The sequence below is a fragment of the Metapseudomonas otitidis genome, from assembly GCF_011397855.1.
Lineage (GTDB): Bacteria > Pseudomonadota > Gammaproteobacteria > Pseudomonadales > Pseudomonadaceae > Metapseudomonas > Metapseudomonas otitidis.
The window spans coordinates 360,727-378,212 of the sequence record NZ_AP022642.1 but is presented as its reverse complement, the minus strand read 5'-3'; the positions used below and the strand labels follow the sequence as shown (position 1 = coordinate 378,212).

19 protein-coding genes are annotated in these 17,486 nt (G+C 67.1%); 9 read left to right on the top strand and 10 right to left on the bottom strand.

Annotated features, from left to right (window positions below; translation table 11 throughout):
* Positions 1 to 43: 43 nt before the first annotated feature.
* From PotMrB4_RS01885 to PotMrB4_RS01850, 8 genes are all read left to right on the top strand, one after another.
* Positions 44 to 2,014: a dynamin-like GTPase family protein gene (locus tag PotMrB4_RS01885; RefSeq protein ID WP_044403599.1), complete on the top strand. Its 1,971-nt coding sequence runs from the start codon at positions 44 to 46 to the stop codon at positions 2,012 to 2,014.
* Between the two features lie 95 nt (positions 2,015 to 2,109).
* Positions 2,110 to 3,249: a homoserine O-succinyltransferase MetX gene (gene metX / locus PotMrB4_RS01880; RefSeq protein ID WP_172432359.1), complete on the top strand. Its 1,140-nt coding sequence runs from the start codon at positions 2,110 to 2,112 to the stop codon at positions 3,247 to 3,249.
* Between the two features lie 15 nt (positions 3,250 to 3,264).
* Positions 3,265 to 3,885, top strand: a complete 621-nt coding sequence (metW, locus tag PotMrB4_RS01875; RefSeq protein WP_044403603.1) for a methionine biosynthesis protein MetW — start codon at positions 3,265 to 3,267, stop codon at positions 3,883 to 3,885.
* Positions 3,886 to 3,902: 17 nt separating this feature from the next.
* Entirely contained in the window at positions 3,903 to 4,322 is a 420-nt protein-coding gene (locus PotMrB4_RS01870) for a DUF4426 domain-containing protein (RefSeq protein WP_044403606.1), read from the top strand.
* The gene (gene rdgB / locus PotMrB4_RS01865; protein ID WP_172432358.1) at positions 4,319 to 4,912 is read left to right on the top strand and encodes an RdgB/HAM1 family non-canonical purine NTP pyrophosphatase; all 594 of its coding nucleotides are present in this window, start codon (positions 4,319 to 4,321) and stop codon (positions 4,910 to 4,912) included. Before PotMrB4_RS01870 ends, rdgB begins: the two co-directional genes overlap by 4 nt.
* A complete protein-coding gene (gene hemW / locus PotMrB4_RS01860; protein WP_172432357.1) occupies positions 4,909 to 6,114 on the top strand; it encodes a radical SAM family heme chaperone HemW in 1,206 nt (401 codons plus the stop codon). Before rdgB ends, hemW begins: the two co-directional genes overlap by 4 nt.
* A gap of 16 nt (positions 6,115 to 6,130) precedes the next feature.
* On the top strand, positions 6,131 to 6,454 hold the full coding sequence (locus PotMrB4_RS01855; RefSeq protein ID WP_044403610.1) for a DUF3392 domain-containing protein: 324 nt from the start codon (positions 6,131 to 6,133) through the stop codon (positions 6,452 to 6,454).
* 467 nt (positions 6,455 to 6,921) lie between these two features.
* The gene (locus PotMrB4_RS01850; RefSeq protein WP_172432356.1) at positions 6,922 to 7,869 is read left to right on the top strand and encodes an IS110 family RNA-guided transposase; all 948 of its coding nucleotides are present in this window, start codon (positions 6,922 to 6,924) and stop codon (positions 7,867 to 7,869) included.
* Between the two features lie 145 nt (positions 7,870 to 8,014).
* Here PotMrB4_RS01850 and PotMrB4_RS01845 read toward each other — a convergent pair whose 3' ends face one another.
* The 5 genes from PotMrB4_RS01845 to PotMrB4_RS01825 all read right to left on the bottom strand — a co-directional run bounded on the left by PotMrB4_RS01845 (position 8,015) and on the right by PotMrB4_RS01825 (position 11,777).
* Positions 8,015 to 9,358 (bottom strand): DUF1329 domain-containing protein, encoded by a 1,344-nt coding sequence (locus PotMrB4_RS01845; RefSeq protein ID WP_142012839.1) that lies wholly within the window; start codon positions 9,356 to 9,358, stop codon positions 8,015 to 8,017.
* Between the two features lie 189 nt (positions 9,359 to 9,547).
* Positions 9,548 to 10,264 carry a tRNA (guanosine(46)-N7)-methyltransferase TrmB gene (gene trmB, locus PotMrB4_RS01840; protein WP_044403615.1) on the bottom strand — a complete coding sequence of 239 codons (717 nt, stop codon included), beginning with the start codon at positions 10,262 to 10,264 and terminating at the stop codon, positions 9,548 to 9,550.
* An 8-nt stretch (positions 10,265 to 10,272) separates the two neighbouring features.
* Complete coding sequence (locus tag PotMrB4_RS01835; RefSeq protein WP_044403617.1) at positions 10,273 to 11,067, bottom strand: thiazole synthase; 795 nt, start codon at positions 11,065 to 11,067, stop codon at positions 10,273 to 10,275.
* A gap of 19 nt (positions 11,068 to 11,086) precedes the next feature.
* A complete protein-coding gene (thiS, locus tag PotMrB4_RS01830; RefSeq protein WP_044403619.1) occupies positions 11,087 to 11,287 on the bottom strand; it encodes a sulfur carrier protein ThiS in 201 nt (66 codons plus the stop codon).
* A 112-nt stretch (positions 11,288 to 11,399) separates the two neighbouring features.
* The gene (locus tag PotMrB4_RS01825; RefSeq protein WP_074967184.1) at positions 11,400 to 11,777 is read right to left on the bottom strand and encodes a DUF423 domain-containing protein; all 378 of its coding nucleotides are present in this window, start codon (positions 11,775 to 11,777) and stop codon (positions 11,400 to 11,402) included.
* Positions 11,778 to 11,845: 68 nt separating this feature from the next.
* On the opposite strand from PotMrB4_RS01825, the gene mtgA reads away from it, so the two are divergent.
* Complete coding sequence (mtgA, locus tag PotMrB4_RS01820) at positions 11,846 to 12,556, top strand: monofunctional biosynthetic peptidoglycan transglycosylase (protein WP_172432355.1); 711 nt, start codon at positions 11,846 to 11,848, stop codon at positions 12,554 to 12,556.
* On the opposite strand, the gene PotMrB4_RS01815 is transcribed toward mtgA, so the two are convergent.
* The 5 genes from PotMrB4_RS01815 to ftsY form a co-directional block, all read right to left on the bottom strand.
* Entirely contained in the window at positions 12,557 to 13,162 is a 606-nt protein-coding gene (locus PotMrB4_RS01815; RefSeq protein ID WP_172432354.1) for a hypothetical protein, read from the bottom strand.
* Positions 13,163 to 13,223: 61 nt separating this feature from the next.
* Positions 13,224 to 14,078 (bottom strand): RNA polymerase sigma factor RpoH, encoded by an 855-nt coding sequence (gene rpoH / locus PotMrB4_RS01810; protein WP_044403623.1) that lies wholly within the window; start codon positions 14,076 to 14,078, stop codon positions 13,224 to 13,226.
* A gap of 114 nt (positions 14,079 to 14,192) precedes the next feature.
* Positions 14,193 to 15,212, bottom strand: coding sequence for a permease-like cell division protein FtsX (gene ftsX, locus PotMrB4_RS01805; RefSeq protein WP_107330244.1), 1,020 nt, complete (start codon positions 15,210 to 15,212; stop codon positions 14,193 to 14,195).
* Positions 15,212 to 15,880 carry a cell division ATP-binding protein FtsE gene (ftsE, locus tag PotMrB4_RS01800; RefSeq protein WP_044403625.1) on the bottom strand — a complete coding sequence of 223 codons (669 nt, stop codon included), beginning with the start codon at positions 15,878 to 15,880 and terminating at the stop codon, positions 15,212 to 15,214. Before ftsE ends, ftsX begins: the two co-directional genes overlap by 1 nt.
* Entirely contained in the window at positions 15,877 to 17,358 is a 1,482-nt protein-coding gene (gene ftsY / locus PotMrB4_RS01795) for a signal recognition particle-docking protein FtsY (protein WP_172432353.1), read from the bottom strand. The genes ftsE and ftsY overlap by 4 nt, the downstream gene beginning before the upstream one ends.
* Positions 17,359 to 17,486 lie beyond the last annotated feature (128 nt).

Sequence of the window (17,486 nt, the reverse complement as noted above, 5' to 3'; positions counted from 1 at the left end):
TTAGTTTCTGAACGCAGGACGCGTGAGCGGAAGGAGAGCCAGGATGAGCATGGAACGACTGAGTCAGCAGGTGGACGCCTACGTCGCCTGGAAGCGCGAGCTGATGCGGGAAATCACCCGCTACCGCAGCTGGCTGGAACACAGCCGCCTGAGCACCGCCGCCGTGCAGGACAAGCTCGAGCGCGCCCTGCGCCTGCTGCGCACCGACCACATCACCCTGGCGTTCGTCGGCGAGTTCTCCCGCGGCAAGACCGAGCTGATCAACAGCCTGTTCTTTTCCGAGTACGGCCAGCGCATGCTGCCGTCCCAGGCCGGGCGCACCACCATGTGCCCCACCGAGCTGTTCCACGACCCGCGCTCGGAACGTCCCTACATCCGCCTGCTGCCCATCGAGACCCGCACCGCCTCGGCCAGCGTCGCCCAGTTCAAGCGCATCCCCCGCCACTGGGTGAACATCCCCCTGGACACCAGCGACCCGGACAACATGGTCCAGGCCTTCACCCAAGTGGCCAAGACCAAGCCGATGCCGGTGGAACAGGCCATCCAGCTCGGCTTCCACCCCGACACCCTGGAACCCGCTGGCCGTCCCGGCATGGTGCTGGTGCCCGCCTGGCGCCACGCCATGGTCAACTTCGACCACCCGCTGCTGCGCCAGGGCCTGCGCATCCTCGACACCCCCGGCCTGAACGCCCTGGGTGCCGAACCCGAACTCACCCTGTCCATGCTGCCCGCCGCCCAGGCGGTGATCTTCCTGCTGTCTGCCGACACCGGCGTGACCGCCAGCGACATGGACATCTGGCTGCAACACATCCGCCAGCTGGATGACGACACCCAGACCAGCCTGTTCGCCGTGCTGAACAAGATCGACGTGCTCTGGGACGACCTGGCCGGCGAGACCTTCGTGCAGAACGCCATCCGCCAGATCCAGGACGCCACCGCCCGCCAGCTCGGCATCCGCCGCGAGGACGTGCTGCCGCTCTCGGCCAAGCAGGCCCTGCTGGCCAAGGTGCGCAAGGACGACGAACTGCTCGCCCGCAGCCAGATGGCCAACCTCGAGCGCCTGCTCTGCGAGCGCATCGTCGCCCAGAAGGAACGCCTGCTGGAGACCCGTGTGGTCAACCAGGTCCTGGCGCTGCTGCAGAACAGCCAGCACGTGCTCAACCTGCGCCTGGAGAAGGTCCGCGAGCAGCAGGCGCTGCTCAGCACCCACCAGAACGACAACGGCCAGCTGCTGTTCGAGCTGACCGCCCGCACCAAGGAAGACCACGCCCGGCACCATCGCCGGCTGCTGGGCCTGAAGACCAACCAGCGCCTGGTCAAGCGCCAGGGCGAACTGCTACGCGCCGCCGTGCGCCCCGAGCGCCTGGAGGAACACCTGGCGCGCGTGCGCCGCGACCTGACCGGCAGCTGGACCACCGTCGGCATCAACCAGGCCATCCTGCACTTCTTCCGCGCCGTGGAGACCGACCTGCACGCCCTCGACCACGAGGCCGACGCCGCCAACCGCATGGTCGCCGCGCTGTACCGCCGGCATAACGAGGAAAGCCCGCTGCAGGGCGTCGACGCGCCACAGTTCGACCTCACCCGCTACTACCGCGAACTGGGGCAGCTGCGGCAGAAGGGCGATCAGTTCCGCCTGCACCTGAAGACCCTGCTCACCGAGCAGCGCCTGCTGACCCGGCGCTTCTTCTCCACCCTGGTGCAGGAAGTGATCGGCCTGCACCAGCGCCTGCGCCAGGAGGTCGCCCAATGGGCTGCCGAAGCGCTGATGCCGCTGATGCAGAACACCCTGGAGCACAAGCAGCTGCTGGAAACCCACATGCTGCGCCTCAAGGCCCTCGCCCAGGACACCCAGCAGGCCCGCCAGCGCGTGCTCCAGCTGACCCGCTACGTGGACGAGCTGGAGCGCCAGCTCAGCCAGGCCAACGACATGCTCCGCGCCCTGCGCCGCCCGGCGCCGATCCAGCGCCAGGGCAAGGTGGTCACCCTGCCGCGAGTGGCCCGCCAGCAGTGATCCAGCCCTCTCCCGGCACGCGCAGCCGCGCGCTTGCCGGGTGCTGCGGTGCTCTTTAGACTGGCGCCCTTCCTGAAAAAAGAGCAGCGGTTGCGATGCCCACCGTCATTCCCGAAGACTCCGTCGGCCTGGTGACGCCCCAGGTGCAGCGCTTCAGCGAACCGCTGTCGCTGGCCTGCGGCCGCACCCTCACCGACTACGAACTGGTCTACGAGACCTACGGCGAACTCAACGCCAGCAGCAGCAACGCGGTCCTCATCTGCCATGCGCTGTCCGGCCACCACCACGCCGCCGGCTACCACAGCATGGAAGACCGCAAGCCCGGCTGGTGGGACAGCTGCATCGGCCCCGGCAAGGCCATCGACACCCTCCGCTTCTTCGTCGTCAGCCTCAACAACCTCGGCGGCTGCAACGGCTCCACCGGTCCCTCCAGCCTCAACCCGGCCACCGGCAAGCCCTATGGCGCCGACTTCCCGGTGATGACGGTGGAAGACTGGGTGCACAGCCAGGCCCGCCTCGCCGACGCCCTGGGCATCGGCCAGTGGGCCGCGGTGGTAGGCGGCAGCCTCGGTGGCATGCAGGCGCTGCAGTGGACCATCAGCTACCCGGACCGCGTCCGTCACTGCCTGGCCATCGCCTCGGCGCCCAAGCTGTCGGCCCAGAACATCGCCTTCAATGAGGTGGCCCGCCAGGCCATCCTCACCGACCCGGAATTCCACGGCGGGCACTTCCAGGAACAGGGCGTGATCCCCAAGCGCGGCCTGATGCTGGCGCGCATGGTCGGCCACATCACCTACCTCTCCGACGACGCCATGGGCGAGAAATTCGGCCGTGGCCTGAAGAGCGAGAAGCTCAACTACGACTTCCACAGCGTCGAGTTCCAGGTGGAAAGCTACCTGCGCTACCAGGGCGAGGAGTTCTCCGGGCGCTTCGACGCCAACACCTACCTGCTGATGACCAAGGCGCTGGACTACTTCGACCCCGCCGCCGCCCATGGCGGTGACCTGGCGCGCACCCTGTCGGCGGCCAAGGCGAACTTCCTGGTGATGTCCTTCACCACCGACTGGCGCTTCTCCCCGGCCCGCTCGCGGGAGATCGTCGACGCCCTGACCGCCGCGCGGAAGAACGTCAGCTACCTGGAAATCGACGCGCCCCAGGGCCACGACGCCTTCCTCATACCGATCCCGCGTTATCTGCAGGCCTTCAGCGGCTACATGAACCGCATCGCCCTCTGACTAGGAAGCCCTCCCGTGCGAGCCGACCTCGAAATCATCAAGGACTGGATCCCCGCCGGCAGCCGCGTGCTCGACCTGGGCTGCGGCGACGGCGACCTGCTGGCCTGGCTGCGTGACCACAAGGAGGTCACCGGCTACGGCCTGGAGATCGACCCGGACAACATCGCCCGCTGCCTGCAGAACGGCGTCAACGTCATCGAACAGGACCTGGACAAGGGCCTCGGCAACTTCGCCAGCAACAGCTTCGACGTGGTGGTCATGACCCAGGCCCTGCAGGCCGTGCACTACCCGGACAAGCTGCTGGAGGAAATGCTCCGCGTCGGCCGCGAGTGCATCATCACCTTCCCCAACTTCGGCCACTGGCGCTGCCGCTGGTACCTGGCGCGCAACGGGCGGATGCCGGTTTCCGACTTCCTGCCCTACACCTGGTACAACACGCCGAACATCCACTTCTGCACCTTCCACGACTTCGAGGCCCTTTGTCAGGACCTCCGGGTGCGGGTGCTGGATCGCCTGGCCGTCGACCGCCTGCACAGGCACAATCTGCCGAGCCGCCTGTGGCCCAACCTGCTGGGCGAAATCGGCATCTATCGAGTCAGTGGCCCCGGCCTGCCTGAAAGCCGCATCGCGATCTGACCTGGAGGACCTCCACCATGCGTCGCCTCATCTTCTGCCTCTTCGCCCTCTGCCTGTCCCTGCCCGCCGTCGCGGAGCGCAAACAGACCTTCGGCGAGCTCGACGTGCACTACAGCGCCTTCAACTCCGGCTTCCTGCAGCCGGACATCGCCGCCGCAGCCGGCCTGGTGCGCAGCAAGACCCAGGGCGTGGTGAACATCGCCGTGCTCAAGGCCGGCAAGCCCAGCACCGCCCAGGTCAGCGGCCAGGTCAAGGACCTGCTCGGCAAGGTCACGCCCCTGGCCTTCCGCCAGGTCAGCGAAGGGGGCGCCATCTACTACCTGGCGCAGTTCCCCTTCACCCAGCGCGAAATGCTCAACTTCTCCCTCACGGTGCAGCAGGGCGACGGCGCCCCGCACACCTTCACCTTCGACCAGGAATTCTTCCCAGACGAATGATGCCCTTCAAGGAACTGGTGCTGGCCAGTCACAACGCCGGCAAGCTCAAGGAACTCCAGGCCATGCTGGGTGACAGCGTGCGCGTGCGCTCGATTGGCGAGTTCAGCGACATCGAACCCGAGGAGACAGGCCTGACCTTCGTCGAGAATGCCATCCTCAAGGCCCGCAACGCCGCGCGCGTCTCGGGCCTGCCGGCCCTGGCGGACGACTCCGGCCTGGCGGTGGACGTCCTCGGCGGCGCGCCGGGCATCTACTCCGCGCGCTACGCCGGTGGCCAGGGCGATGCCGCCAACAACGCCAAGCTGCTGGACGCCCTGAAGGACGTACCGGAAGCCGCCCGTGGTGCGCAGTTCATCTGCTCCCTGGCGCTGATGCGCCACGCCGACGACCCGCTGCCGATCCTCTGCGAGGGCCTCTGGCGCGGCAGCATCCTCTTCGAGGCACGCGGCGAGCACGGCTTCGGCTACGACCCGCTGTTCTGGGTCGCCGAATGCAACGCCTCCGCCGCCGAACTGGCCCCGGCGGACAAGAACCGCCTGAGCCACCGCGCCCGCGCCATGGCCCTGCTCAAGCAGCGGTTGGGGATATGAAGCCGGACGCCGGAAGCCCCGCGTCGCACGCCACATCCGACGCACCGGAGCACCTGCCCCAGGGCTTCCAGCTGCCGCCCCTGGCGGCCTACGTGCACATCCCCTGGTGCGTGCGCAAATGCCCGTACTGCGACTTCAACTCCCACGCCGCCGGCCCGGAGCTGCCCGAGACGGACTACGTCGACGCCGTGCTGGCGGACCTGGAACAGGACCTCGTCCACGTCCACGGCCGCCCGCTGACCTCGATCTTCTTCGGCGGCGGCACCCCCAGCCTGTTCAGCGCCGCGGCCCTGGGCCGGCTGCTGGAGGGCATCGAGCGCCGGGTGCCCTTCGCCCCTGACATCGAGATCACCCTGGAAGCCAACCCGGGCACCTTCGAGCAGGCCAAGTTCTCCGCCTACCGCCAGCTCGGCATCAACCGCCTGTCCATCGGCGTGCAGAGCTTCCAGGGCGACAAGCTCAAGGCCCTGGGGCGCATCCACGACGGCAGCGAGGCGATCCGCGCCGCCGACATGGCGCGCAACGCCGGCTTCGACAACTTCAACCTGGACCTGATGCACGGCCTGCCGGACCAGAGCCTGGAGGACGCGCTGTACGACCTGCGCACCGCCATCGCCCAGGGGCCGACCCACCTCTCCTGGTACCAGCTGACCATGGAGCCGAACACGGTGTTCTGGTCCCAGCCGCCCCAGTTGCCGGAAGACGACCTGCTGTGGGACATCCAGGAAGCCGGCCAGGCCCTGCTGGCCGAGGCCGGCTACGCCCAGTACGAGGTGTCCGCCTACGCCCGCGCCGGGCGCCAGGCCCGGCACAACCTCAACTACTGGACCTTCGGCGACTTCCTCGGCATCGGCGCCGGCGCCCACGCCAAGCTGAGCAGCCCCGAGGGCCGCATCCAGCGCACCTGGAAGACCCGCCTGCCCAAGGACTACCTCGACCCGGCCAAGGTCTTCCAGGCAGGCGCACGGGAGCTGGACGCCGACGAGTTGCCCTTCGAGTTCCTGATGAACGCCCTGCGCCTCACCGATGGCGTTCCCGCCGGGCTCTACCCCCAGCGCACCGGGCTGCCCCTGGCCGACCTGGCAGCCTCACGCCGCGAGGCCGAGGCCCAGGGCCTGCTCCAGGCCGACCCCGCGCGCCTGGCGGCCACGCCCAAGGGCCAGCTGTTTCTCAACGACCTGCTGCAACGCTTCCTGCCCTGAGGGCTAAGGACGATCGATGGACCTGATCCTGGACCTGGTAGCCACCCTCTCGCGCTGGAGCCGTGGCCACCTCTACGACATTTCCCTTGCCATCATGGCCACCCTGCTGGTGCTGCTCGGCCCGGGCATCAACGCCTGGATCCAGCAGCGCATCGGCGGGCTCAACTTCCTCTTCCGCACCCTGCTGTTCGTCACCCTCTGCGCGCTGGGCTACGGGCTGGCGATGATCTTCCTCACGCCCTGGCTGGCCAAGGGCCTGGGCTACTTCAACAACTACACCCTGGCCCCCGTGCTGCTGCTGGTGTTCTTCCTGATCGGCGTCCTGGCTGATCGGAGCTGAGTCCGGGCCAAAGCAAACAACTGCTCTCTCCTCCAGTCTCTCCTCATGGAAAAGTGTGGAGCGTGATGGGCGCGCACGCTGGAGTCGTGCCGAGCCACGGAGGTGAGGCAGGAAAAATGCCCCTTCAGGAGGCCGAGTGGAATCATCGCGTAAGGGGTTGAGCGACATGGATGTCGCGAGAGCGCTGCCGGGCCATGGATGGCCCGTCAGCGCGGGCCCCTGGAGCGACGATGGAACGAGGGAACCCGACGGCAGTCGGGCCGGATGCAGGGGCGAGCCTTTTTGGTTTCTTTTTTGGCGACTGAAAAAAGAAACTTGTAAGTTGTTCCACACCTGCTTCAGACCGCCAGAAACTAGATCTCCAGATCGTGGGCGAGCGAGGGTCGGAGCAGGTTCTTCTTGATTAACCCGAACGGTTGCCTGAGCTCAAAGCTCGTTTCTGCAAGTCAGGGTGAGAGAGGAATGCCATGAACCAAGAACTCCTCGTTGTCGGAATCGATATCTCGAAGAACTTTCTCGATGTCTTCGTCAGTGGCAGCGCCACGCTCCAGCGCTATGCCAACGACGCTTCAGGCAGGGCCCAACTGGCCACCGATATGCTGGCCTTGGCACCCAACCTCATCGTGGCTGAGGCAACGGGTGGCCTGGAGCGTCTCCTGATTGCGGAGCTGGCTGCACAGCAATTGCCGTTGGTACTGGCCAATCCAAGGCAGGTCCGTGACTTTGCCAAGGCATCGGGCCAACTGGCCAAGACTGACGCGTTGGATGCTCGGGTTCTCGCCACATTCGGGATTGCCATTCGTCCCACCGTACGGCCGCTACCCGAGGAGCAAGCGCTCGAACTGGCGGATCTAGTTGGGCGTCGGCGTCAATTGGTCGACATGATGGTCGCCGAGAAGCTGCGCTTGCAGCAGGCAGCAGGCAAGGCCTTGCGGCGTGACATCAAGCTGCATATCCAGTGGCTGGAAAAGCGCCTCAGAGCCAGCGATGCAGGGTTGAATGATGCCATTCAAAAATCAGAGATCTGGCGGGCCAAGGATGACTTGCTGGCTGAAGTGAAAGGTATTGGGCCCGTATGTCGAATCACGTTGCTGGCTCTACTACCAGAGCTGGGCCACCTGAACCGCAAGCAGATTGCGGCATTGGTGGGTGTCGCGCCCTTCAACCGGGACAGCGGCTACTACCGGGGTACCCGGCGAGTTTGGGGTGGGCGATCCGAAGTCAGGAAGGTGCTCTACATGGCCACGCTGTCGGCCATTCGCAGCCGCAACGAGGTCGTGCACAGCTTCTATCGGAGACTAAAAGAACAGGGGAAACCCGGCAAAGTAGCGGTCGTCGCCTGCATGCGGAAACTGCTCACCATCCTCAATGCGATGCTCCGTGATCAGGCACATTTCAGGCCTCAAGTGGCTTGACGCTGAACACGGTTGCTCGCCCGGCAAGGCGAAACAGGCGATATCAACAAAACTCAGCAATCAACCGTTCCGCACGGTACAGGGAAACAACCAATAAAAAACCGCCCCGAAGGGCGGTTGGAGCGTGGCCAGGCAGGCCGGAATATCAGTTGCCTTCGCGGCGCAGGGCCTGGGGCGTGAAGTCACGCGGACCGAGGGGCGCCTTGAAGTCGTACATCGGTTCGTTGTTGTCCAGACCATCGGCGAAATAGCGCGAGCCGGCGAAGTCGTAGATGGTCTCCAGGGTACTGCCGAACATGGGGACATCGTAGTAGCTGATCGGATGACTTTCCTGCAGGCCGGTCAGTTTTCCGTCCTTGTCGTACAGGTCCACCGCGAGGATCTGCCAGCTGTCCTCATCGATGTAGAAGCGGCGCTTGGCGTAGGGATGGGTGAAGCCCTTGCGCAGCGCGGCTTCGACGATCCAGACGCGGTGCAGCTCGTAGCGCAGCAGGTCCGGGTTGACGAACTTGGTCTTGAGGATCTGATCGTAGGGGATGCCCTTCTGGTGCACCGCGTAGCTGTTGTACGGCACGAGCATTTCCTGCTTGCCCACCAGCGTCCAGTCGTAGCGCTCCGGTGCACCGTTGTAGGAGTCGACCACATCGGCAGTGGCCATGCCGTTGGTGTCCGGCTGCAGGGTGTCGTAGGCCAGCATCGGCAGGCGGCGGACGCGACGCTCGCCCCGGTTGAAGCGCCAGGCCTTGCGGATGGACAGCACCTGGTCGAGGGTTTCCTGCACCACCAGCGCCGAGCCCGCGAGCTTGGCCGGGGCCACCACCGCGTACTTGTAATAGAAGATGGTGTTTTCCAGGTCCTTCGGGGTCACGCCGTCGCGGCCGTAGACGAAGTAGATGTTGCGATCCAGCTTCAGCAGGTTGTAGCTGCCGTTGGCCAGCACCGCCGCCTGGTTGGTGACGAAATGGATCTGGTCACCGCGGTAGCGCAGGATGTGGTTCCAGATCACCTCCAGCCCGCTGGCCGGGATCGGGAACGGGATGCCCGCCGCCACACCCTGCACGCCGTTGCCGCCGGCGATCAGCTCGCCATTGAGGGCATTGAGGCGGGTCGCGTCGTAGATACGCTGGGGTGCGGCTGCGCTGCGGTGGGTCGGGAAGACCCGGATGGAATAGTCGGGGTAGGTTTCCACCAGCGCCTTCAGGCCGGCAGGCAGGTGCGCGGCGTACTGGCTGGCATTGCGGGCCGTGATCACGTACTTGGGCGATTCGCCGGCGTAGGGATCGGGGTGGTGCATGCCCGGCTGGTAGCTGGCGGGCGGGGTGGACAGGCCGCCGTCCCAGGCGGGAATGGAACCCTCGGCGTTGCCGGCGCGCTGGCCGCCCAGCGGCGTCAGCTCCCCTCCCAAACGCGCGGCCTGGTCGGCGTCGACCTTGGCCTGGGCCTGCAGGGCGCAGGACGCCAGCAGCAGAATTGCTAACTTTCTCAACACAGCCTTCTCCTCGCGGCGCTCACGGGTGGCGTCGCTCTTGTTCTTGTGCCACCGCCGGCGGGGCGGGGCCTGTTCAATGTCGGATCAGGTGAGGGGTGCCGTCCTGGCGGCCGGGTGGTCCCGGTCTGTGTATGGGGTCGTTCCTGGATGCCCCGTGCTGCCAGGGCACGGGGCGGGTACTGCGGTGGATCAGTCGATGCGCTGGAACTTCAGGTCCCAGACACCGTGGCCGAGGCGCTCGCCACGGCGTTCGAACTTGGTCACCGGGCGCTCTTCGGGGCGCGGCACGTAGCGGCCGTCCTCGGCGAGGTTGCGGTAGCCCGGGGCGGCGTTCATCACCTCGAGCATGTGCTCGGCGTAGTGCTCCCAGTCGGTGGCCATGTGCAGCACGCCGCCGACCTTGAGCTTGCTGCGCACCAGTTCGGCGAAGCTGGGCTGGACGATACGGCGCTTGTGATGGCGGGCCTTGTGCCACGGGTCCGGGAAGAACAGCAGGACGCGGTCGAGGCTGGCGTCGGCGACGCAGTCCCGCAGGACTTCGAGGGCATCGCAGGTGTAGACGCGGATGTTGTCGAGGTTCTGGGTCAGCATGCCGTTGAGCAGCGCGCCGACGCCGGGTCGGTGCACCTCGACGCCGATGAAGTCCTCGTCCCGCGAGGCAGCGGCCATTTCCAGGGTCGAGTGCCCCATGCCGAAGCCGATCTCGAAGGTGCGCGGTGCGCGGCGTCCGAACACCGCGTCGAAGTCCTGCAGGCCGTCGGCCAGCTCCAGGCCGAAGCGCGGCAGGCCCTGGTCGAGCCCGCGCTGCTGGCCGTCGGTCATGCGGCCGGCGCGCATCACGAAGCTCTTGATGGTGCGGTGGCGTACTTCGCCGTTCTCGTTCGGCGAATCCAGCTGTTCAGTCATGGAGGTTCTCAGCGAATCAGACCATCCAGCGGCGAGGAGGCGCTGGCGTAGAGCTTGCGGGGCATGCGGCCGGCCAGGTAGGCCAGGCGGCCGGCGACGATGGCGTGCTTCATGGCCTCGCCCATCATCACCGGGTCCTGGGCGTGGGCGATGGCGCTGTTCATCAGCACCGCGTCGCAGCCCATCTCCATGGCGATGGTGGCGTCGGAGGCGGTGCCGACACCGGCGTCGACCAGCACGGGCACGCGGGTCTCCTCGAGGATGATCCGCAGGTTGTAGGGGTTGCAGATGCCGAGGCCGGAGCCGATCAGGCCGGCCAGCGGCATGATGGCAATGCAGCCGATCTCGGCCAGCTGGCGGGCGACGATGGGGTCGTCGCTGGTGTACACCATCACGTCGAAACCTTCCTTGACCAGCACTTCGGCGGCCTTGAGGGTCTCGATGACGTTGGGGAAGAGGGTCTTCTGGTCGGCCAGGACTTCCAGCTTCACCAGGTTGTGGCCATCCAGCAGCTCACGGGCCAGGCGGCAGGTGCGCACGGCCTCGATGGCGTCGTAGCAGCCAGCGGTGTTCGGCAGGATGGTGTAGCGGCTGGGCGGAATCACGTCGAGCAGGTTGGGCTCGCCGGGGTTCTGGCCGATGTTGGTGCGGCGCACCGCCACGGTGACGATCTCGGCGCCGGAGGCCTCGATGGCCAGACGGGTCTCGTCGAGGTCCTTGTACTTGCCGGTGCCGACCAGCAGGCGCGACTCATAGGTCCGACCTGCCAGGGTGAATGGCTTGTCGATCGGCTTCTGACTCATGTGGACTCCTTGCGGGCGGCTAGCCGCCTCCGATGGCGTGTACCACTTCCACCTGGTCGCCATCGCGCAGGACGGTGGCGGCATGCTGGCTGCGCGGCACGATGTCGAGGTTGAGCTCGACCGCGACACGGCGGCCAGCCAGGTCGAGTCGGACGATCAGGTCCGCGACGGTCAGGCCGTCGGGCAGTTCGTGGGATTCGCCGTTCAACTGGATGCGCATGACGGGACGGTCACAACATTGGGGGGCCCGCATTCTAGCCCCGAACCCTGGGGATGACCAAGGCTGAATGACGCCATTCGTCCTGCTTTTTGACGCCAGGGTCAGGCCTGCTTCAGCGCGCGGCGAGGCGCCACGCAGCGAGGCCCAGGCACAGCCAGCCGGCCAGGAAGGACACGCCACCGAAGGGGGTGATGATGCCCAGCTTGCCGATGCCGCTGAGGGTGAGCAGGTAGAGGCTGCCGGAGAACAGCAGAATGCCGAGGGCGAAGCAGCCGCCGGCCGCGTTCACCAGGCGCCCCGGTGCATGGAGGCTGAGCAGGGCGACGCCGAACAGCGCCAGGGCGTGGATCAGCTGGTAGTGAGTGCCGGTCTGGAACACCGCCAGGTGCTCCGGGCTCAGTCGGGCCTTGAGGCCGTGGGCAGCGAAGGCGCCGAGGGCGACGCCGGTGAAGCCGGTGAAGGCGGCGAGCAGCAGGAACAACCGGGCCATTGGGCACTCCAGACAGGATGAGAGCGGCCGCTATAATGGCGCGCCAACCCGCCCAGGCCAAGCCACGCATGATCCGATCCCTGAGTCGTCGCCTGTTCAAGCTGCTGATCTGGTTCGCCGCCGGTTCCGTCCTGCTGGTGCTGCTGTTCCGCTGGGTGCCGCCGCCCGGCAGCATGATCATGGTGGAGCGCAAGGTGGAGTCGTGGTTCGATGGCGAACCCATCGACCTGCAGCGCACCTGGCGTCCCTGGAAGGAACTGCCCGACGACCTGAAGGTGGCGGTGATCGCCGCCGAGGATCAGAAGTTCGCCGAGCACTGGGGCTTCGACGTACCCGCCATCCGTGCTGCCCTGGCACACAACGAGCGCGGCGGCTCCCTGCGCGGGGCCAGCACCCTGAGCCAGCAGGTGGCCAAGAACCTGTTCCTCTGGTCCGGCCGCAGCTGGCTGCGCAAGGGGCTGGAGGCCTGGTTCACGGTGCTGATCGAGACGCTCTGGCCGAAGCAGCGCATCCTCGAGGTCTACCTCAACAGCGTGGAATGGGGTGACGGCGTGTTCGGCGCCGAGGCCGCCGCGCGCCACCACTTCGGCATCGGCGCGCCCTACCTGTCACGGCGCCAGGCCAGCCTGCTGGCCGCCGTGCTGCCCAACCCCCGGGAATGGAATGCCGGGCGTCCGGGCAGCTACGTCGCCCGCCGCGCTGGCTGGATCCGCCAGCAGATGAGCCAGCTGGGGGGCAGCCAATACCTGGAGCAGCTCAAGCCGGCCGTGCCGTTCTGATCACTGCTTGAGGGTGGCGCGGGGCACCACGCGGATGCGGTGCACCTGGCCATCCACCACCTGGGCGGTCAGGCCTTCCACCGGGTAGACCCAGGCTTCTCCCACTCCCAACTGGAGCCGCAGGCGGGGCTGGCCGACGCTGGCCACCAGCCGCTCCGCGTCCGGCAGCTGCTGGGGGCGGACTTCCAGGGCTGACAAGCGGTGCTGCCCCAGTTGGTCCAGCATCTGCCGGCTGAGGGGCTGCTCGCCCTCCGGGGAGTGCCCGCCCAGGGCCTTGAGCAGGCTCGCGCGCTCGGCGTCGTCCAGGGCCAGTTCACCTTCCAGGTTGCAGGCATCCTCGCCTTCCCCTTCGCTGCGGAACAGCAGTTGCGGGCCTTCGCCGGCGTTGCGCAGCCAGAGCTCGCCGTGGGCCTGGCCGTCCAGCGCCGCCAGGGTCAGCGTGCCTTCGGCCATGGGTTCCAGCAGCGGCGATTGCCAGGCTTCCAGGCAGGCCAGGGGGGGAGCGGGCTCGCCACCTCGCTGCATCCACATCGCCAGGCCGAAGAACAGCACGGCTACCAGCACAAACAACACGCCGTGGGCGGGGCGCAGGGACGGCATCGCCATGGTCGATTTCTCCGGGCAGAAAAAAGCCGCCCGTAGGGGCGGCTTTCGATCATGCGACGGCTCAGGCCTGGATGAAGCCCTTGAGCTTGTTCATCGCGTTCTTCTCCAGCTGGCGGATACGCTCGGCGGAGACGTTGTACTTGGCGGCCAGGTCGTGCAGCGTGGCCTTCTCCTCGGCCAGCCAGCGCTGGTAGAGGATGTCGCGGCTGCGCTCGTCCAGGCCTTCCAGCGCTTCGTGCAGGTTGGCGGTGGAGCTGTCGCTCCAGTCCGCTTCCTCCAGCTGACGCGCCGGGTCGTAGCGGTGGTCTTCCAGGTAGTGCGCGGGGGACTGGTAGGCCGCGTCGTCGTCGGCATCCGCCGCCGGGTCGAAGGCCATGTCATGGCCGGTCAGCCGGCTTTCCATCTCGCGTACTTCATGGGGCTCCACGCCCAGGCTCTGGGCCACGGCATGGACTTCTTCGTTGTTCAGCCAGGACAGGCGCTTCTTCTGGCTGCGCAGGTTGAAGAACAGCTTGCGCTGCGCCTTGGTGGTGGCGACCTTGACGATGCGCCAGTTGCGCAGGATGAATTCGTGGATCTCGGCCTTGATCCAGTGCACCGCGAAGGACACCAGGCGCACGCCCATCTCGGGGTTGAAGCGCTTCACGGCCTTCATCAGGCCGACGTTGCCTTCCTGGATCAGGTCGGCCTGGGCCAGGCCGTAACCGGAATAACTCTTGGCGATGTGTACAACGAAGCGCAGGTGCGCCAACACCATTTGCCGCGCCGCTTCCAGATCCTGTTGGTAGAAGAGGCGTTCGGCCAGTTCGCGCTCCTGTTCGACCGTCAGCAGCGGGATGCCGTTGACCGCATGCACGTAGGCATCCAGGTTCGCACCGGGGGCCAGGGCATAGACAGGTTGCAGGGAAGTGGTCATGCGAATCCTCCGATTCACTAAGCTCGCGCAGTGTAGCACTGGCCTTTATGACTGCAAGGGGGCGTAAAAGTTTCGTTACACCCCTCGTTTCCGCCCCGTCCCGGGGCGGTTCTGCTAGCGCGGCGCCAGCTCGCTGAGGTGGCGCGCCACCGCCAGCCAGGCGCCGATGTAGCCCAGCAGGATGGCGCCGAGCAACAGCGACAATCCGTCGCCCAGCGGCACGCCGGCGAGGGCGAAGTCACTGCCGTACAAACCGGCCAGGCGCACCACGGCGTCGTTCAGCCAGTCCAGCCCGTAGGCCAGCACCAGCCAGGCCAGCAGGCCGGCACCCACGCCATACAGCGCGCCCATATAAAGGAAGGGACGCCGCACGTAGCTGTCGGTTCCACCCACCAGCTTGATCACTTCGATCTCGATCCGGCGGTTCTCGATGTGCAGGCGGATGGTGTTGCCGATCACCAGCAACAGCGCCAGCACCAGCAGCACGGTGAGGCCGAAGATGAAACGCTCGCCCAGCTTGAGGATGGCGCTCAGGCGCTCGACCCACACCAGGTCCAGCTGGGCCTGCTGCACCCGTGGCAGCTCGGCCAGGCGCAGGCGCAGGGCTTCCAGGGTGGTCTTGTCGACTTCCTTGGGCGTCACCAGGATCACGCCGGGCAAGGGGTTCTCCGGCAGTTCCTTGAGTGCCTGGCCCAGGCCGGTCTGCTGCTGGAACTCTTCCAGCGCCTGCTCGCGGCTGATCCACTCGGCTTCGGCCACGTCGGGCATGCCGGCGATCTCGTCGCGCAGCTTGCGGCCGTCGGCTTCGCTGGCGTCCATCTGCAGGAACAGGGAAATCTGCGCCGCGCGCTGCCAGGAACCGCCCAGGCGTTCGACGTTGTTGAGCAGCAGCGACAGCCCCATGGGCAGGCTCAGGGCAATGGCCATCACCAGGCTGGTGAAGAAGCTGCCGATGGGCTGCCGGCCCAGGCGGCGCAGGCTGTCCATCAGGCTGGCACGGTGGCTTTCCAGCCAGGCCGCCAGCAGGGTGCGGAAATCCGGGCCGTCATCGCCGTCTTTATGCGGCTCCTCGGGACGGGCCGTGGCGCCCACGCGCTCGGCGGGCTTGGGCGGCGGCATGCGGGATGCGCTCATCAGCCGGCCTCCCCGTCGCCGATCAGGCGGCCGCGTTGCAGGGTCAGCATGCGGTGGCGCATGCGGGCGATCAGTGCCAGGTCGTGACTGGCGATCAGAACCGTGGTGCCCAAGCGGTTGATGTCCTCGAAAACGCCCATGATCTCGGCGGCCAGGCGTGGGTCCAGGTTGCCGGTGGGTTCGTCCGCCAGCAGCAGGGCCGGGCGATGCACCACGGCGCGGGCGATGCCCACGCGCTGCTGCTGGCCGGTGGACAGGTCGGCCGGGAACAGCTCGGCCTTGTCCGACAGGGACACGCGCTCCAGGGCGATGCCCACGCGCTTGGCGATCTCCGGCTTGGACAGGCCATGAATCTGCAGCGGCAGCGCCACGTTGTCGAACACGGTGCGGTCGAACAGCAGCTGGTGGTTCTGGAACACCACACCGATCTGCCGGCGCAGGAAGGGGATCTGGGAGTTGGTGATGGTGGAAAGGTCCTGCCCGGCCAGCAGCAGCTTGCCGGTGGTGGGACGCTCCATGGCCAGCAGCAGCCGCAGCAGGGTGCTCTTGCCGGCGCCGGAGTGGCCGGTGACGAAGAGGAACTCGCCCCGGCGGACGCGGAAACTCAGTTCATGCAGACCGACATGGCCATTGGGATAGCGCTTGCCGACCTGCTCGAAGCGGATCATGCGCGCTCCTGCTCGGCGAACAGGGCGCGGACGAAGGCCTCGGCCTCGAAGTCGCGCAGGTCGTCGATGCCCTCGCCGACGCCGATGTAGCGGATCGGCAGGGCGAACTGCTTGGCCAGGGCGAAGATCACGCCGCCCTTGGCGGTGCCGTCCAGCTTGGTCAGCGCCAGGCCCGACAGGCTCACCGCCTGGTGGAACTGCTTGGCCTGGTTGATGGCGTTCTGGCCGGTGCCGGCGTCCAGCACCAGCAGCACTTCGTGGGGAGCGCTCTCGTCCAGCTTGCCGATCACGCGGCGCACCTTCTTCAGCTCCTCCATGAGGTTGTCCTTGGTGTGCAGGCGCCCGGCAGTGTCGGCGATCAGTACATCCACACCACGGGCCTTGGCGGCCTGCACGGCATCGAAGATCACCGAGGCGGAGTCGGCACCGGTGTGCTGTGCGATCACGGCGATGTTGTTGCGCTCGCCCCACACCTGCAGCTGCTCGACGGCAGCGGCGCGGAAGGTGTCACCGGCGGCGAGCATGACCTTCTTGCCCTCCAGCTGCAGCTTCTTGGCCAGCTTGCCGATGGTGGTGGTCTTGCCGACGCCGTTCACGCCGACCACGAGGATCACGTAGGGACGCTTGGCGCTGTCGATCACCAGCTTCTGCTCGACGGGCTTGAGCAGGCTGGCCAGCTCGTCCTGCAGCGCCTTGTACAGCGCATCGGCGTCGGCCAGCTGCTTGCGCGCGACCTTCTGGGTCAGGCTCTGGACGATGGCGGTGGTGGCCTCGACGCCGACGTCGGCGGTCAGCAGGCGGGTCTCGATCTCGTCCAGCAGGTCGTCATCGATGGCCTTGCGCCCGAGGAACAGGCTGGCCATGCCCTCGCCGATGCTGGCGCTGGTCTTCGACAGGCCTTGCTTGAGGCGGGCGAAGAAGCCGGCGCGGGCTGGCTCGGCGGCCACCGGTGCAGCCGCCTCGGGGACGGCCTCGGCCACGGGCTGAGCCTCGGCGGCCGGAGCGACCGCCGCCACCTCGGGCAGCGGCGCAACCGGCACGGCAACCGGCGCCGGCGAGGGCACCACGGCGGGGGCCTCTGCAACGGGCTGCTCGGTCTGGGCCGCGACGGGCTCGACCGGCGCAACCGGTTCGACGAGTACCGTCGGCTCGGCGGGGGCGACCACTTCCGGTGCAGGTGCAGGTGCAGGTGCAGGTGCAGGTGCAGGTGCAGGTGCAGGTGCAGGTGCAGGTGCAGGTGCAGCAGGCTCGGGGACGATGGGCGCGGGCGCAACCGGCTCGGGCTGAGCGGCGCTCACCGACTCGGACGCCGGAGCGGGCGTCGGAACCTCGGCGGCTTCGACGGCCGGTGCGGCCTCAGGGGTGGGCTCGGGCTGGGCCGGCGCCGCGTCCTGGGACTTGCGGCGGAACCAGCCGAACAGGGATTTTTTCTCGGCCGACTCGGCCGGCGTCTTCTTGTCGTCGTTGGAACCAAACATGGGTAGCTTGCATCTCAAGGAGCGGCCGCTGCGGGCCTGGCCCGACAGCTTGGCCGCGCCGGAAAAGGATGGAGTATCCTAGCACCTCTTCGCCCGCAGGCGGTACGCCCCGCGGGCCCGTCGGACAG

Excerpts from the sequence above, each read along its gene's own strand:
- trmB (WP_044403615.1), bottom strand. The coding sequence starts at position 10,264 with ATGACTGAACAGCTGGATTCGCCGAACGAGAACGGCGAAGTACGCCAC.
- PotMrB4_RS01815 (WP_172432354.1), bottom strand. The coding sequence starts at position 13,162 with ATGGCGATGCCGTCCCTGCGCCCCGCCCACGGCGTGTTGTTTGTGCTG.
- ftsX (WP_107330244.1), bottom strand. The coding sequence starts at position 15,212 with ATGAGCGCATCCCGCATGCCGCCGCCCAAGCCCGCCGAGCGCGTGGGC.
- PotMrB4_RS01850 (WP_172432356.1), top strand. The coding sequence starts at position 6,922 with ATGAACCAAGAACTCCTCGTTGTCGGAATCGATATCTCGAAGAACTTT.
- PotMrB4_RS01825 (WP_074967184.1), bottom strand. The coding sequence starts at position 11,777 with ATGGCCCGGTTGTTCCTGCTGCTCGCCGCCTTCACCGGCTTCACCGGC.
- PotMrB4_RS01870 (WP_044403606.1), top strand. The coding sequence starts at position 3,903 with ATGCGTCGCCTCATCTTCTGCCTCTTCGCCCTCTGCCTGTCCCTGCCC.
- PotMrB4_RS01855 (WP_044403610.1), top strand. The coding sequence starts at position 6,131 with ATGGACCTGATCCTGGACCTGGTAGCCACCCTCTCGCGCTGGAGCCGT.
- metX (WP_172432359.1), top strand. The coding sequence starts at position 2,110 with ATGCCCACCGTCATTCCCGAAGACTCCGTCGGCCTGGTGACGCCCCAG.
- mtgA (WP_172432355.1), top strand. The coding sequence starts at position 11,846 with ATGATCCGATCCCTGAGTCGTCGCCTGTTCAAGCTGCTGATCTGGTTC.
- PotMrB4_RS01835 (WP_044403617.1), bottom strand. The coding sequence starts at position 11,067 with ATGAGTCAGAAGCCGATCGACAAGCCATTCACCCTGGCAGGTCGGACC.
- PotMrB4_RS01885 (WP_044403599.1), top strand. The coding sequence starts at position 44 with ATGAGCATGGAACGACTGAGTCAGCAGGTGGACGCCTACGTCGCCTGG.
- ftsY (WP_172432353.1), bottom strand. The coding sequence starts at position 17,358 with ATGTTTGGTTCCAACGACGACAAGAAGACGCCGGCCGAGTCGGCCGAG.
- rdgB (WP_172432358.1), top strand. The coding sequence starts at position 4,319 with ATGATGCCCTTCAAGGAACTGGTGCTGGCCAGTCACAACGCCGGCAAG.
- hemW (WP_172432357.1), top strand. The coding sequence starts at position 4,909 with ATGAAGCCGGACGCCGGAAGCCCCGCGTCGCACGCCACATCCGACGCA.
- ftsE (WP_044403625.1), bottom strand. The coding sequence starts at position 15,880 with ATGATCCGCTTCGAGCAGGTCGGCAAGCGCTATCCCAATGGCCATGTC.
- rpoH (WP_044403623.1), bottom strand. The coding sequence starts at position 14,078 with ATGACCACTTCCCTGCAACCTGTCTATGCCCTGGCCCCCGGTGCGAAC.
- thiS (WP_044403619.1), bottom strand. The coding sequence starts at position 11,287 with ATGCGCATCCAGTTGAACGGCGAATCCCACGAACTGCCCGACGGCCTG.